This window comes from Ligilactobacillus sp. RTP31139st1_D10_RTP31139_211217, assembly GCF_040226755.1.
GTDB lineage: Bacteria > Bacillota > Bacilli > Lactobacillales > Lactobacillaceae > Ligilactobacillus > Ligilactobacillus animalis.
In genome coordinates this window covers 85792-100972 of sequence record NZ_JBCOAR010000008.1, presented here as the reverse complement: position 1 = coordinate 100972, position 15181 = coordinate 85792, and the positions used below count along the sequence as shown (strand labels likewise).

General features: G+C 41.8%; 10 protein-coding genes and 1 pseudogene. 7 read left to right on the top strand and 4 right to left on the bottom strand.

Annotated features, from left to right (window positions below):
- Positions 1-176: 176 nt before the first annotated feature.
- Entirely contained in the window at positions 177-416 is a 240-nt protein-coding gene (locus ABT996_RS06470; RefSeq protein ID WP_035446916.1) for a hypothetical protein, read from the bottom strand.
- 256 nt (positions 417-672) lie between these two features.
- Here ABT996_RS06470 and ABT996_RS06465 point away from each other — a divergent pair, with 256 nt between their 5' ends.
- A complete protein-coding gene (locus tag ABT996_RS06465; RefSeq protein WP_035446918.1) occupies positions 673-2868 on the top strand; it encodes a PTS transporter subunit IIBC in 2196 nt (731 codons plus the stop codon).
- A 67-nt stretch (positions 2869-2935) separates the two neighbouring features.
- Positions 2936-3745 carry an endonuclease/exonuclease/phosphatase family protein gene (locus ABT996_RS06460; protein ID WP_035446920.1) on the top strand — a complete coding sequence of 270 codons (810 nt, stop codon included), beginning with the start codon at positions 2936-2938 and terminating at the stop codon, positions 3743-3745.
- Positions 3746-3829: 84 nt separating this feature from the next.
- Here the strand turns inward: ABT996_RS06460 and ABT996_RS06455 are convergent.
- From ABT996_RS06455 to ABT996_RS06445, 3 genes and pseudogenes are all read right to left on the bottom strand, one after another.
- Positions 3830-4459 (bottom strand): annotated as a pseudogene (locus ABT996_RS06455) (ATP-binding cassette domain-containing protein).
- A 380-nt stretch (positions 4460-4839) separates the two neighbouring features.
- Positions 4840-5835: a LacI family DNA-binding transcriptional regulator gene (locus ABT996_RS06450; RefSeq protein ID WP_010688416.1), complete on the bottom strand. Its 996-nt coding sequence runs from the start codon at positions 5833-5835 to the stop codon at positions 4840-4842.
- A 14-nt stretch (positions 5836-5849) separates the two neighbouring features.
- Positions 5850-7346, bottom strand: a complete 1497-nt coding sequence (locus ABT996_RS06445; RefSeq protein ID WP_035446922.1) for a sucrose-6-phosphate hydrolase — start codon at positions 7344-7346, stop codon at positions 5850-5852.
- A 225-nt stretch (positions 7347-7571) separates the two neighbouring features.
- On the opposite strand from ABT996_RS06445, the gene ABT996_RS06440 reads away from it, so the two are divergent.
- From ABT996_RS06440 to ABT996_RS06420, 5 genes are all read left to right on the top strand, one after another.
- The gene (locus ABT996_RS06440) at positions 7572-9500 is read left to right on the top strand and encodes a sucrose-specific PTS transporter subunit IIBC (protein ID WP_005919028.1); all 1929 of its coding nucleotides are present in this window, start codon (positions 7572-7574) and stop codon (positions 9498-9500) included.
- Between the two features lie 268 nt (positions 9501-9768).
- A complete protein-coding gene (locus ABT996_RS06435) occupies positions 9769-10497 on the top strand; it encodes a DUF975 family protein (protein ID WP_010688413.1) in 729 nt (242 codons plus the stop codon).
- A 158-nt stretch (positions 10498-10655) separates the two neighbouring features.
- The gene (locus ABT996_RS06430; RefSeq protein WP_035446924.1) at positions 10656-12317 is read left to right on the top strand and encodes an alpha-glucosidase; all 1662 of its coding nucleotides are present in this window, start codon (positions 10656-10658) and stop codon (positions 12315-12317) included.
- 18 nt (positions 12318-12335) lie between these two features.
- Entirely contained in the window at positions 12336-14093 is a 1758-nt protein-coding gene (locus ABT996_RS06425; RefSeq protein WP_035446926.1) for a glycoside hydrolase family 13 protein, read from the top strand.
- A 65-nt stretch (positions 14094-14158) separates the two neighbouring features.
- A complete protein-coding gene (locus ABT996_RS06420) occupies positions 14159-15106 on the top strand; it encodes a Dyp-type peroxidase (RefSeq protein WP_035446928.1) in 948 nt (315 codons plus the stop codon).
- The last annotated feature ends 75 nt before the right edge of the window (positions 15107-15181 follow it).

Here is a 15181-nt window from a genome sequence, read left to right as displayed (position 1 = left end):
CGAACACAGAAGTTAAGCTTTGTAACGCCGATAGTAGTTAGGGGATCGCCCCTTGCGAGGGTAGGAAGTTGCCACGCGACCAAAGTCGTTAGTCGATTTGACTAGCGGCTTTTTTTGTGCAGTTAGAAAAAACTCAGCAGTAATAAAGCCACTGCTGAGAGGTAGTAGACAAAAGATCATAAAAAGATGATGAATAGCAGACAGAGAAAGACAAAGAGTAGATATAAGCTCGTTTCGAACCAAGATGTCCCACGCTGATACTTATTAGAGAAGAAAGTCTGCATGATAAGTAAAATAAATGCCGTTCCATAGCCTAAAATACGGAGTGTGAGATCAAGCTCAAAAAATAATTCAATGATCAGTAGACCGATCAGCAAAAGATCGCTCAATAACAGATAGAGATCAAACTTCTTCATCAAATATCTCCACCTTCCTTAGCTCAATTTTAAATTAACTATAGCACATTTTCATTGGTCTAGTTTATTTGTTGCCTATGTAAACAGCTAAAATATTTGCTTTTAGATAAGTTTAAAAAAATTATGTGAAAAATATAAGCGAAAGGGTTTACATTTTTAAGAAGAGTCGCTATAATAAAAAATGTAATGAAACCGATTGCATAAACCGGTTGCATAACTTAACGATTTAGAGATAATTTTTAAAGGAGTGAGGTAGTTGAAAGCACAATTTCAAAAGTTTTTCAGTTTCGAATTTTGGCAAAAGTTCGGTAAATGTTTGATGGTCGTTATCGCCGTAATGCCTGCTGCTGGTTTGATGATCAGTATCGGTAAAACATTGGCAATGATCGATCCGAATATGACCGCCCTAGTTACGACTGGTGGGGTTATTGAACAGCTCGGTTGGGGTGTTATCAATAACTTGAATATCCTCTTCGCATTAGCGATCGGGGGTAGCTGGGCTAAGGAACGTGCTGGCGGTGCTTTTGCTGCAGGTTTAGCATTTATTTTAATTAACATCGTAACTGGTACTGTCTTTGGCGTTAATGCTGAAATGATGGCAGACTCTAAGGCTTATGTACATACCATCTTTGGTAGCAAGATCTTAGTTAGTGATTACTTTGTTAACGTTTTAGGTGCACCAGCACTTAACATGGGTGTGTTTGTCGGTATTATTGCTGGTTTTGTTGGGGCTACAGCTTACAACAAATACTACAACTTCCGTAAATTGCCTGATGCTTTATCATTCTTCAATGGTAAGCGCTTTGTTCCATTCGTAGTTATCTTACGTTCCACGATCGTAGCGTTAATTTTAGCTATTATTTGGCCAGTTATCCAATATGGGATCAACAGTTTCGGTATGTGGATCGCTACTTCCCAAGAAACAGCACGCTTCTTGGCACCATTCCTATATGGTACTTTAGAACGTCTCTTACTTCCATTTGGTTTACACCACATGTTGACGATCCCGATCAACTACACCTCATTAGGTGGGACTTACGAGATCTTAACTGGTGCTCAAGCTGGTCACCATGTGTTCGGACAAGATCCATTGTGGCTTGCTTGGACAACTGACTTGGTCAACTTGAAGGGTGCCGGCGACATGGCTAAATACAACTATGTCTTAACACACTGGACACCAGCTCGTTTCAAAGTTGGTCAAATGATCGGTTCAACTGGTATTTTGATGGGTCTAACACTTGCAATGTATCGCAATGTTGATCCTGATAAGAGAAAACAATACAGCTCAATGTTTATCTCAGCTGCACTTGCTGTCTTCTTGACCGGTGTTACAGAACCACTTGAATACATGTTCATGTTCGTTGCAGTGCCACTATATATCGTTTATGCGATCATGCAAGGTTTAGCCTTTGCATCAGCTGACCTTATCAACTTACGTGTTCATTCCTTTGGTAACATCGAGTTGCTTACACGCTCACCAATGGCATTTAAAGCTGGTTTAGGTCAAGATATCTTCAACTTTGTTTGGGTATCCTTGCTCTTTGCTGTAGCAATGTACTTTATCGCAAACTTCATGATCAAGAAATTCAACTTGGCAACACCAGGGCGCAATGGTAATTACGATGGTGTCGATACTGGTGATACAGGTTCTGATTCTGCAACAACAGCTGATGGTCAAGCTGATCCTAACTCACAAGTTGTTAAGATCATCAACTTGCTTGGCGGTCGCGAAAATATTTCCGACGTTGATGCCTGCATGACGCGTCTACGTGTAACTGTTAAAGATAGTGCCAAAGTTGGTTCTGAAGAAGAATGGAAGCAAGTTGGTGCGATGGGCTTGATCGTTAAAGGTGAAGGTGTACAAGCTGTTTACGGTCCAAAAGCCGATGTTTTGAAATCTGACGTCCAAGACTTACTTGACTCTGGTGTCGAAATTCCAAAAGTCGACGTTATGAGCGGTACAGTCACAGAAGAAAAGAAGATCCAATTCAAAGGTGTAACTGAAGAGATCCATACTGTTTCTGATGGTGATGTGATCAAGATCGAAGACGTTAATGATCCCGTCTTCTCACAAAAGATGATGGGTGATGGTTTCGGGGTCAAACCAGATAACCAAAATGTTTATGCTCCAGTTTCTGGGACAGTAACAAGCGTCTTCCCAACTAAGCATGCGATCGGTCTAGTAACTGATGCAGGACTAGAAGTCTTAGTTCACATGGGACTTGATACAGTTGGACTTGACGGTAAACCATTTGAAGTCAAAGTTAATGACGGGGCTAAAGTTAAAGCCGGTGACTTACTTGCCTTAGCCGATCTTGAACAGATCAAGGCAGCTGGTAAAGATGATACAATTGTTGTAGCATTTACTAATGTACAGGATATCAAGGAAGTCAAAATTGATAAATTAGGCCATCAAGCTGCTAAGACAGTTGTCGGAACAGTTGAAGTCTAAATGATTTAAAACTAAGCGACGCCCAGATATCTGGCGTCGCTTAGTTGTGTTTATGGAGGAATTTTACGTGGCAAAATTTTTAACGTTGAATACACATAGTTGGTTGGGTGAAGATTCAGAGCTTGCTTTGGAGATCTTAGGTAAACAGATCTTGGCTGCAGATTATGATGTGATCGCATTACAAGAGGTAAATCAACGGATCGATTCACCCGATGTTTTGCAAGCGCCGTATACGCTAGAAAATCAACATCATCTGCACGAAGATAATTATGCTTTAAAATTAGTCGAATATTTAAAAGAACGTGGCGTAAATTATTATTTCACATGGGCTTACGGTCATATTGGCTATGACGAGTATCATGAAGGGGTGGCTTTGTTATCTAAACAGCCATTCACCTCAGAAAGAAGCGTTTTGACGTCAAATGTTGATGATGAATACGACTATCATACGCGTCGGGCGTTGATCGCTAAGACACAGGTCGCAGGTCAGGAAATGTGTGTTGTCAGCGGGCATTTCTCATGGTGGAAGAATGATTTTAAATCAGAATGGCATCGCTTAGAAGCTACTTTGGCTACCGAAGAAGCACCATTGGTCATCATGGGAGACTTTAATAACCCAGAAAATACTCCAGGTCATGAATTGATCTTAGCTAGTCCTTTAAAACTAAAAGACAGCCATTTAGCTGCTAAAGAGGTGACTGGTGGGGCAACGATCTTGCAAGATATCGATGGATGGGAAAATAATGACAAAGCTTTGCGGATCGACTATATCTTTATCAGTCAACAACTTGAAGTTACGCAAAGTCATGTGCTTTTTGATGGTAAAGAGCAACCCTTGATCAGTGACCATTTTGGCGTGGAATGTGTGATCAAATAGAGAAAATAAATAAAGGCGTTATCCCTGAACACTTGGGATAGCGCCTTTATTTTGTGTCTAAAAGTAGTTTTTACACTAATCAAATTATTCACTGAGCTCATCTAAAGCGATTTTTTTAGTAAAGAGAGCCTGTTCTTTAGGACTTAATTTATGGGCGATCTCGATCACAGTCCCGTTGAAGTGGGCGATCACTTTCTCATGGATCATTTCCGAAAGCTTGGGATCTAAGGCAGAAGTACCTTCGTCGATTAATAAGATCGGGCGGTCTTGTAGTAGGGTGCGTGCCAATTCGATCCGTTGCTTTTGGCCTCCAGAAAGATCTGCACCAGCTGGCTACAATACGGAATCTAGACCGCGTTGTGTGACTAATTTGGTCAACCCAGTCAGTTCAATGACCTGTGCTAATTTTTCTTTTGGCACATCTTTACCTAAGCATAGGTTAAATTGCAAAGTATCAGCAAAAATATGCGGTTCTTGTGCGACATGGGCAAAATAAGCATGAACAGTTGCAGGGTCAACGTTTGTCTGGTTGAGCGTGTATGTTCCAGTATCAGGAACAAGTTCACCCAGTAGGAGCTTAAAGAACGTGGTTTTTCCGAAACCAGATGGTGCTGTCCAGAGGATCTTTTCATGATTTAGAACTTGTAGATCTAAATCATGATAGAGTTTTTTGAAGCTTACCTGTTTTAAGGAAAGCGAATCAAAATCTTTTATTAAATAATTCGATCTGTGAAAAACAAATGTTGGGTCTAAAACCGATAGTTGAATCTTTCCTATGTTCGCCCTTTCAAAGGGTCCCCGAGCGTATAAAACGGACGCTGATCTGTTTTGGCTTTAGATGTTGAAGTTTAGTGAATAACAAAAAACCAGACACAATGCAAAAAACGCATAGTGTCTGGTTTCTATTTATCTGAATGGCGTAGGGTGCCAGCTTTCACACTCTATTGAAACGTGCTCGGCTATGCAGCGCCTAGTGAATAACAATAAAGTCACCATGATGCCAAAAACGCATCACGGTGACTTTAACGTTATTCATACGGCTCAACCCGCATATCCTCACACTCTATTGAAACGTGTTCGGTAGCTCAGCTCCCTCACACTCTAAACTTTGTCGAATCTCTCTGTAAGAAGCTCACCGGTAGAGTGTATTGCATTTGTTTTAGCGGTTCGCTTGGTTGCTTGATCCTAGCCTTTAAGACTTCAACTAGGACCTCGGCGATGTCAGAGATCGGTTGGACGATCGTGGAGAGCTCAGGATGATAGAGCTGGACTTGGGTCGTGCCGTCAAAACCTGTGACCTTTAATTGTTCTGGAACTTTGATCGCTAGCTCTTTGGCCGCTTGTAAAACCAAGATCGCTGTTAGATCATCAGTACATACGATGCCGTCAGCCACACTTTCAGTCAGTAATTTTTTGATCGAAAATAACTTGAGTGAAGGTGATTCTGAAAAACTCACCGTATGGATGTGCCGACTTAGCCCCAAACCGTCGATCGTGTCACAGTAACCGGCTAAACGCTGATCGGTCGGGTTACCATTTTGGTGTGGATTTCCCAGGAAATAAATGTGGCGTGCCCCAGCATTATAGAGCTCTTCGACCGCCATTTTTCCCCCAGCATAATTATCACAAGAAACGATCGGGATCTGCTCGGAAAGCTTACGGTCAAAGGAGACGATCGGAAGTCCGACCCGATTGTATTCGTCAATCCCTAGATTATGAGCCCCCGCAATGATCCCATCGACTTGGTTAGCTAATAACATTTTTAAATATTCACGTTCTTTTTCTTTATCTGAACCAGCATTGCACAAGATCACTTTGTAGCCCTCGCTAAAGAGCTTTTGTTCGATCTGTTCGACTAATTCGGCAAAGAAGGGGTTTGTGATCGCTGGAAAGATCAAACCAACGAGATTGGTGCTCTTGCCATGTAAAGAGCGCGCTAGGGAGTTGGGTTGATAGTTCAACTCTTCCATCGCGGAAAAAACTTTGTCCCGTGTTTTTTGACTGATATAACCGTAATCATTGATAACACGAGAGACAGTTGTGACAGAGACGCCTGCTTTCTTGGCGACGTCAGTTAATTTGGGACGCATAGGCTCCATCCTTTCTAGATGCTTTTAAGCTTCCAGAAAGTACCCCGATAGTTTAACGCAGCCTCAGTTGGTGAAGTGAGAGCGATCTGTTTGTTGCCAGCTTCGGCAAAGAAACGTAGAGTGATCACATGTTCACCACCGTTGACAAAGATTTCACAGAGCGAATGATCGATAAAGATCTCCAGGTCGAGTGCTTTTTGGTCTGGGAGCAAAATGGTGCGCGTTGTCCCAAATTCGGTTGCAAATTGAGCGCCGATGTCTGCACGTGAAACGGTCAAATATGCGTCTTTTCCAGTTGAGAATTCAAGCTTCAAACTTTGACTAAGGTCATCATTGCCAGCTAAATGGAGGGTACCATTCTGGTCAGTATCTAAAGTCAATTTTAACTCATATTGCTCGCCACTTTCAGCAATTATTTGCTGTTTAGCGTTAACTTTTTCTGCTGTTTGAAGTGAAATGCCTTTTTCACGCAGATCAGCCATGGAAACGACCGGACGTTGAATAAGTTTGCCATCCTTTAATGAAAGCTCTTTGACTTGGCTCAAGCAACTAGCCCAGTTTTCTTCATCAGTTGGATATGAAACATCAGGTAATCCGACCCAGCTGATCAGATAAGCTTTGCCGTCTGGAGTATTGAATGCTTGGGAAGCATAAACATCGAAACCATCATCTAAGTTTTGGATCTGATTATCTCCAGCTTCAAATTTGGCTTTGTTTAGTTGAACATCTTCACCTAGAAGATACATATTAGGGTAGATATTGTCGTAAGCTACGACATCTTTGTCCAAACCTTGGGGGCAAAAGACCAAAAGTGGTTTGTCATCGACAAAGATCAAGTTAGGACATTCGATCATATAGCCCATTTCAGCTTCAGTAAATTCAAGATAGCCTAGATCAGTGAACTCCTTAAGGTCTTTGAATGAGAATAAGGAGATCTTACCAGTCTTAGTTTCTTTATCTTGAGCGCCCAATACGACATAGTAGAGATCACGATGTTTGAAAACTTGTGGATCGCGGAAATGATCAGTTGTGTGGGCAGGTTGAGTGATCAAGGGTTCATCTAATTTTGTGATCTGGCCAGCTTGATCCATCCAAGCTCCAAGCTGGAATGGATGTCTGATCCAATCTTGATCACGATGATTACCGGTGTACATTAAGAATAATTTATCATCGACAGGTAAAGCGGAACCAGAATAGGCACCATGGCTATCAAATTTTGTATCGGGTGCAAGTGCTAGGCCGAGATCTTTCCAATGTACGAGGTCATCGGAGACTAAGTGCATCCATGACTTAAGGCCGTGAGCAGCACCAAATGGAAATGATTGATAAAAAACATGCCATTGACCGTTGAAATATGAAAAACCATTAGGGTCATTTAAAAGCCCGGAACTTGGGCGGATATGGTAACCCAATTGGTATTGTGAATTAGCTGCTTGTGCTTGTAATTTTAAGAGTGTTTCAGCGCTCCAGTCGGCATATGCCCGATAGCGCGTTTCGCGTGTCCATTCCATAGTTGAAGATCCCTTCTCTTTTAGTGTTTTTGAAAACGTTGTCTATATATTGAATTTTAACTTTTACGGTGGTTTGTGTCAAACGTATATCATTTTATATCGAAATAAATTTCTGTGTTTAAATTTTTTAAAATAAATTTGTGATAAACGATTGACATATTTTAAAAATACGCTATCATTATAGATGTAGAAAATGTAAAACGTTTACAAAAAGGAGTGCTTACGATGGATCACAAAAAAGTGGCAAAAGACGTCATCGCAGCAGTCGGTCGCGACAATATGGTGGGGGCAGCTCACTGTGCGACACGTTTGCGTCTAGTCTTAAAAGACGATAACAATATCGATCAAGCAGCGTTGGATAACAATCCAGACGTTAAGGGGACATTTAAAACAAATGGTCAATATCAGATCATCATTGGGCCAGGGGATGTCAACTTTGTTTATGATGAATTGATCAAAGATACTGGTTTGAAGGAAGCTTCAACGGAAGATCTTAAGAAGATCGCTGAACAAGGTAAGAAGTTCAACCCGATCATGGCCTTTATCAAGCTCTTATCTGATATTTTTGTTCCGATCATCCCAGCTTTAGTTGCGGGTGGTTTGTTGATGGCTTTGAACAACTTCTTAACATCAAAAGGTTTATTTGGACCACAAGCGATCGTAGAAATGAATCCAGCGATCAAAGGCTTGTCTAGCATGATCCAATTGATGTCGGCAGCACCATTTATCTTCATGCCGATCTTAGTTGCGATCTCGGCGGCTAAACGTTTCGGGGCTAACCAATACCTCGGGGCAGCGATCGGGATGATCATGACAAGTCCTGACTTATTAGCCGGTAAATCATGGGATATCTTTGGGATGCAAGTTATGCAAAATAACTACTACTACCAAGTTATTCCAGTTTTAGCAGCAGTTTGGATCTTATCTGTTTTAGAAAAATGGTTACACAAACGTTTACCATCAGCAGTTGACTTCACATTTACACCATTGATCGCAGTTATGTTAACAGGTTTCTTGACCTTCACGATCGTTGGTCCTGCAATGAAGACACTTTCTGATTGGGTAACAAATGGTATCGTTTGGTTATATGACACAACAAGCTTTATCGGGATGGGTATCTTTGGTCTTACTTACTCAGCTATCGTATTGACTGGGTTACATCAAAGTTTCCCTGCGATCGAAACACAACTTATCACAGCCTTCAGTAACGGTAAAGGCGCAGGTGACTTTATCTTTGTTGTAGCTTCGATGGCTAACGTTGCGCAAGGTGCTGCGACCTTTGCAGTTTGGGCATTGACAAAAGACAAGAAGATGAAAGGTCTTGCATCTTCAGCTGGTGTTTCAGCTTTACTTGGGATCACAGAACCAGCATTATTCGGGGTCAACTTGAAGTATAAATTCCCATTCTTCTGTGCTTTGATCGGTTCTGGTATTGCAGCGATGTTTGCTGGTTTGATGCACGTTATCGCAGTTTCTCTTGGTTCCGCTGGTTTCCTTGGTTTCTTATCGATCAACGCTTCATCGATCCCAATGTACATCGTAGCTGAACTTATCGCCTTTGCAGTCGCATTTGCCTTGACATTTATCTATGGTAAGAGCCACAGCCAATTATTGAATCCAGCTCCAGTGGCAGCACCAAGTGAACCAAAAGAAGTTAAGGAAGCAAAGACAGAAGCTAAAAAAGTTTCTGGAGTTGAAAATCAAGTAGTTGATTCACCAGTTGATGGGGAATCTATCGACTTGAGCCAAGTTAACGATCAAGTCTTCTCCACTAAGATGATGGGGGATGGTGCGGCAGTTGTTCCAGCTGACGGCACGATCTATGCGCCAGCAGATGGTGAGATCACAGTGGCTTATGAAACAAAGCATGCTTATGGTATCAAGACAGATCAAGGTGCAGAAGTCTTGATCCACGTAGGTATCGATACAGTCAACTTGAAGGGTCAACATTTCACATCTAACGTAACTCAAGGTCAAAAGATCAAGAAGGGTGACGTTTTAGGAACAGCTGACTTGGAAGCTATCAAGCAAGCTGGTTACGACACAACGGTAATGGTGATCGTAACTAACACGATGAACTACGAAAGTGTAGAGCGCATCGATGTCGACGAAGTAAAACACGGTGACAACTTGATCGCGATCACTGCTGAATAAAAAAACGAGTGCGAAAAAAAGCGGTTAGCTCCATAGAAATAACGGTGTGCCCCCTAGGATGCGTATTTTGCATCCTAGGGGGCGCATTGTTATTTCCTAGGAGCTGCTTTTTTTCGCACATTACAGCAGAAAAGGGAAACGATTGCCACGTTTACCCATATGTGGCACACTTGTCCCAAAAAAGATTGCGACAAATAGTTTTTCTTGTCGTTTTTGTAGGTAATATAGTATAATGAGATTTATTAAATAAATTTAGGAGGTTTTTCTAATGAAAACTAGAGGCGAACTTAAAGCCGAAGCGCGCGAGTTGCTTGCTGGTAACTGGGGAAAAGCTATCGTGTTGAATATTATTCCGATCTTGGGTGCAGTTTTTGCTGGTGTTATTATTGCTGGTGCAATTGCTCTTGTCGCATACTTGGCCCAAAGCGGTGCTTTTTCTGGTAGTGAAACTTCGATCACTGAAACAGCAAGTAATGGTGCAGCTAATAGTGGTGGCCAATTATTTAGTGGTTTGATCGGTACTTTGATCACAACAGGTATCGCCTATACGACACTTGATTGGTTGCGGACTAAAAATAATGATTTTAGTCCAGTTCGTGGGATGTTCTCCGTCTTCTCCCGCGAATACTTTGTACCAGTTTTAGTCTTGTATATTTTACAAGCGATCTTTACTTTCTTGTGGACCTTATTATTTGTTATCCCAGGACTCATCAAGAGCTATTCCTACTCACAAACATACTATATCTACAAAGATGTAAACCAAAAAGGTGAAGCCAACAACTTGAATTATCTTGACTACATCACACTTAGTCGAGAATTGATGAACGGACATAAATTCGAAATGTTTGTTTTACAATTGAGCTTTATCGGTTGGTGGTTGCTTGTCTTTCTGACCTTTGGGATCGCAGCTATCTGGGTCTACCCATACTACCAAACAACGATGAGTGCCTACTACAAGAACTTAGCTGGCGATAAATTTATCAATTATCGCGGTTAAGCCTAAGTAAGCGAAATACGTTCGGAGCTATTTTCTCCGAGCGTATTTTTTTGTGGTCAATTAGCAAATAACTGAAAAATATTTTTGCAAGCGATTGCAAAAAGTCTGATTATTTTATAAGATTAGGGTATGAGTTTTTATAGAAAGGTGGGAAAAAAGTGAGTACATTAAGTGCTAAAGAGCGCATTATCTATCAAATATATCCTAAAAGTTTTAAGGATAGTAATGATGACGGGATCGGGGATCTTAAGGGGATCACAGCTGAGCTCGAATATTTAAAGCAACTAGGGGTAAATACTTTGTGGCTCAATCCGATCTATGTTTCACCACAAATTGACAACGGTTACGATGTGGCGGATTACTATCAGATCGATGAAAAATTGGGCATCATGGCAGATTTTGATGAATTAGTGACCAAAGCACATGCCTTGGGCTTAGATATCATTTTAGATTTTGTAATGAATCATACCTCTGATCAACATCCGTGGTTTCAAGCAGCTTTAAAGGACAAAGACAGTGAATTTCGCAATTGTTATTTATGGCATCGAGGGAAAAATGGGGGCCCACCCAATAATTGGGGTTCCTTTTTTGGCGGAAGTGTGTGGCAAAAAGATCCGCTTGATCCAGATAATTACTATTTTCATCTATTTGCTAAGGAAATGCCCGACCTGAATTGGGCTGAACCAAAAGTCCAAGTCGAAATGCTCAAGATCGCTAAGTTTTGGCTCGAGCATGGGGTCGATGGCTTTAGATTGGATGCTTTTATCCATATCGCCAAAGCCGACTTCGAGCAAGATATGTTAGCTGAGTCAGCTGAGCCCCAGATCGCCGAGATGTTTTATGCTAATTTACCGCAAGTTCAAGTTTACTTAAAAGAATTTATCGCTCAATTACACCAAATAAAGCCGGATATCTTCATTTTAGGGGAAGCAGCTAGTGCCGACATCGATCTTGCGGTGGATTATACGACGCCCCCAAAAGAGAGCTGTGATACGGTCGTGACCTTCCGCTACTTTGCCGAAGATAAGCGCCAAGTCGAACCCGACCTGCCTCAGATAGGACAGCCTGTGAAATTAGATATTCCCGGTTTTAAATCCAATATGCTCGAGTGGCAAAAGCGACTTGAAGGAGTGAGCTATCCCACTTTGTATTGGAGCAACCACGACATGCCCCGGATCTTGAGTCGTTTTGCACCTAAAATGGGATCTAAAGCTTGTGCAAAAATGCTGGCAACGTTGATGTACTTACAGCGAGGCATACCTTGCATCTATTATGGGGAAGAATTGGGCATGCGCTCGCAGACATTAGGCACGGTGGCGGACTTTGAAGATCCGCAGATCGTTGATTTTGCTAAGCAAGCAAAGAAAAAAGGCTGGCGTGATAGTGAGATCTTGCACAAAGCTAGTCAAGCGCATAAAATGGCAGCGCGCTTGCCGTTACCGTTTGATACGACGGCTTATGCTGGTTTTTCTAAAGTTCAGCCATGGAAATGGTCGAAAGACGAAAATGTTGCCAGTATCGCTGAACAAATGGGCGATCCTGACAGTGTATTGAATTTCTACCGCCAAATTTTACAGTTAAAGAAACAACAGATATTTATCCAAGGGCGTTTTATTTTAGAAAATACTAGCTCTGAGTTGTATGTGTATCGTCGAGTGATAGATGAGCATAAACAAGTGTTGGTCATCTGTAATTTGAGTGAACATGAGCAGCGTTATCCGTGTGGTGCCTTTACTAAGGTGCTATTGAGCCAAAATGCTAAAGTTAGTGCAGATCAAGTCAAACTAGCGCCATATGGATCGCTTATTTTACAAAAATAAAAAAAGAGAGGAAAAACAATGGATATTGCAGCAGTTTATCACCGCCCTGACAGTGAAATGGCTTATTTAGGGGCTAATGGAGTTTTTGAGATCCGCTTGAAAGTCAAACACGATGATGTAGCTAAAGTTGAATTGCTATATGGTGACCCGTATGGAACTAAGGTCAATGAAAAAGATGCGGGAGCCTGGGAGCATGAGGCCGTTACGATGGAGAGGGCCTTTATTACTAAGACACACGATTATTTTGTAGCTCGAGTAACGCTACCTTTGCACCGGTTACAGTATGCTTTCAAGCTTACTGACAAAGCGGGCGACCAGTGGCTTTATGATGATCGCAAATTCGTCCCAGCGACGGCGGAAAATATGTTAGCTTTGACCTGTTTTCGCATGCCGTATTTACATGAGATCGATCGGATCGATCCACCTGAATGGGTCAAAGAAACAGTTTGGTATCAGATATTTCCGGAAAGATTTGCCAATGGGGATCTGACCAATGATCCAGCGGGTACCTTACCCTGGGGCAGTGCTGAGCCAACACGGCAAAACTTCTTTGGGGGCGATCTGCAAGGGATCATCGACCACTTAGACTATTTACAAGAGCTTGGGATCACCGGCCTGTATTTGTGCCCGATCTTTACGGCGCATTCCAACCATAAATATGATACGATCGATTACTTTACGATCGACTCGCATTTTGGGGACAAGAAGACCTTTAAATGTTTGGTCGATGAAGCGCATAAACGTGGAATGAAAGTCATGTTGGATGCGGTCTTTAACCATTTGGGCGATTTTTCGATGCAGTGGCAAGATGTGATCGAACATGGGCAAGAATCGCGCTTTGCTTCGTGGTTTCATATCAATGAATTTCCGGTCAGCTATACTAAGACGGATAATGATGAATTTGCTCGTGACCTGACTTATGAAGTCTTCGCTAACACACCGCATATGCCGAAGCTAAACACGGCTTCGCGTGAAGTGCAAAATTATCTGCATGAGATCACATCGTATTGGATCAAACAGTTCAATATCGATGCTTGGCGGTTAGATGTGGCAAATGAGATCGATCACCACTTCTGGCGGCACTTCTATTCATTGACACATCATTTGAAGCCAGATTTTTATGTTTTGGGTGAAGTTTGGCACAATGCTCAAAGTTGGGTCAACCAACATGAATTTGACGGTGCGATGAATTATCCATTTACAGAAACTTTAAGTGATGGGATAGTAGCTAAAAAGATCAGCCTCAGCGAGATGGCCTCACGGTTGAATGAACAGCTGATGCTCTATCGCATGCCGACAAACCAAGTGATGTTAAATTCGATGGATACGCATGATACAGCCCGGTTGTTGACACTTTGCCAAGGTGATAAAGATCTAGCAAAATTGACGTTGACCTTGATGTTTCTGCAAATGGGTTCACCATGTATTTACTATGGGACCGAAGTGGGGATGGCTGGTGGTAATGATCCAGCATGTCGGGCCTGCATGGTCTGGGATAAAGAGGAGCAAGATCAAAAGATGCTCGCTTTTATGAAAGCTTTGATCAAATTGCGTAAAGACCAACAACCTGTGCTCAGTTATGGCGGTTATGCTTGGCAAGTAGATGATACAGCTCAAGTTGTAAAATTAACACGAAAAAAAGATGCTACTAAGCTCTGTGCGGTCTTTAATTTGGGCGAAAAACCGTATGCGGTAGCCCCAATTGGTAAAACGCTCCTGGAACAAAATTTTGCAGACGGTAAATTAGAAAAGAACGGCTTTGTGATCTTTGAATAATATTGCTTGTTGAATTTAGGATAAAGGACTAAAATTAAAGCGAAGATATGAGGGGGGTCAAATAAATGACAGTTGAACCAAAATTAGCTCAAGATGTTTGGAAAGACGCCGGTAAGCACGTGCAATTCACGGTACTTGAATTAAAGCGTCAAGATCAAAAGCATGAACAAGAAGTGATCACCGCTTTTGCTGATCGTTACCAAGCTATCTTGCGTTCGTTGCATATTCGCGACAATGAAGGTTGCTTACGGGCAACGTTTGGGTTTAGTAGTGATGCTTGGGATTATTTATTCCCTAATGCACCGAAACCAAAAGAGCTTGTTCCATATCAGACTTTGCGCGGTGATAAGTACGAGATGCCAGCAACTAAAGGGGATCTTTTCTTCCACATTCGGGCTAACGATGAAGCGGTCGTTTACGAAGCAATGTCACAATTTATGCTCTTTTTACGTGATATCACCAATGTTGTTGATGAAACGAAGGGCTTTCGTTACTTTGAAGGGCGGGCGATCGTCGGCTTTATCGATGGGACAGAAGCACCCGAGATGGAGTTAGCTTCCCAATACGCTTTAGTCGGGGATGAAGATCCAGAATTTGTCAATGGATCTTATGCCTTTGCCCAAAAGTGGTTGCATAACATGGATTTTTGGAACAAGCTCAAGACTGAAGATCAAGAGAAGGCGATCGGACGACAAAAGTTCAATGACCTTGAACTTGATGACGATGAGAAGTTCAAAAATGCGCATAATGTTGTCTCCAAAGTTGAGATCAATGGTGAAGAACAAAAGATCATTCGGATGAATGTCCCTTATTCTGACCCGGCTTCCGGTAAGACGGGAACGTATTTTATGGGGTATTCACGTTATTGGCAAGTGACAAAATTGATGTTACTGTCGATGCTCAAAGGACATGATTTCTTGTTGTCCTTCTCAGATATTTTATCAGGACAACTATTCTTTATCCCATCCAAGACGGTTTTAGATGAGATCGCTGATGGTGAGTTTACCAAATAATTTAATAAGTTAGTTCAAGCAGTTGAGGTTTTCTTGACTGCTTTTTTTGCGCTATCTGGGCTATAATAGAGTTAA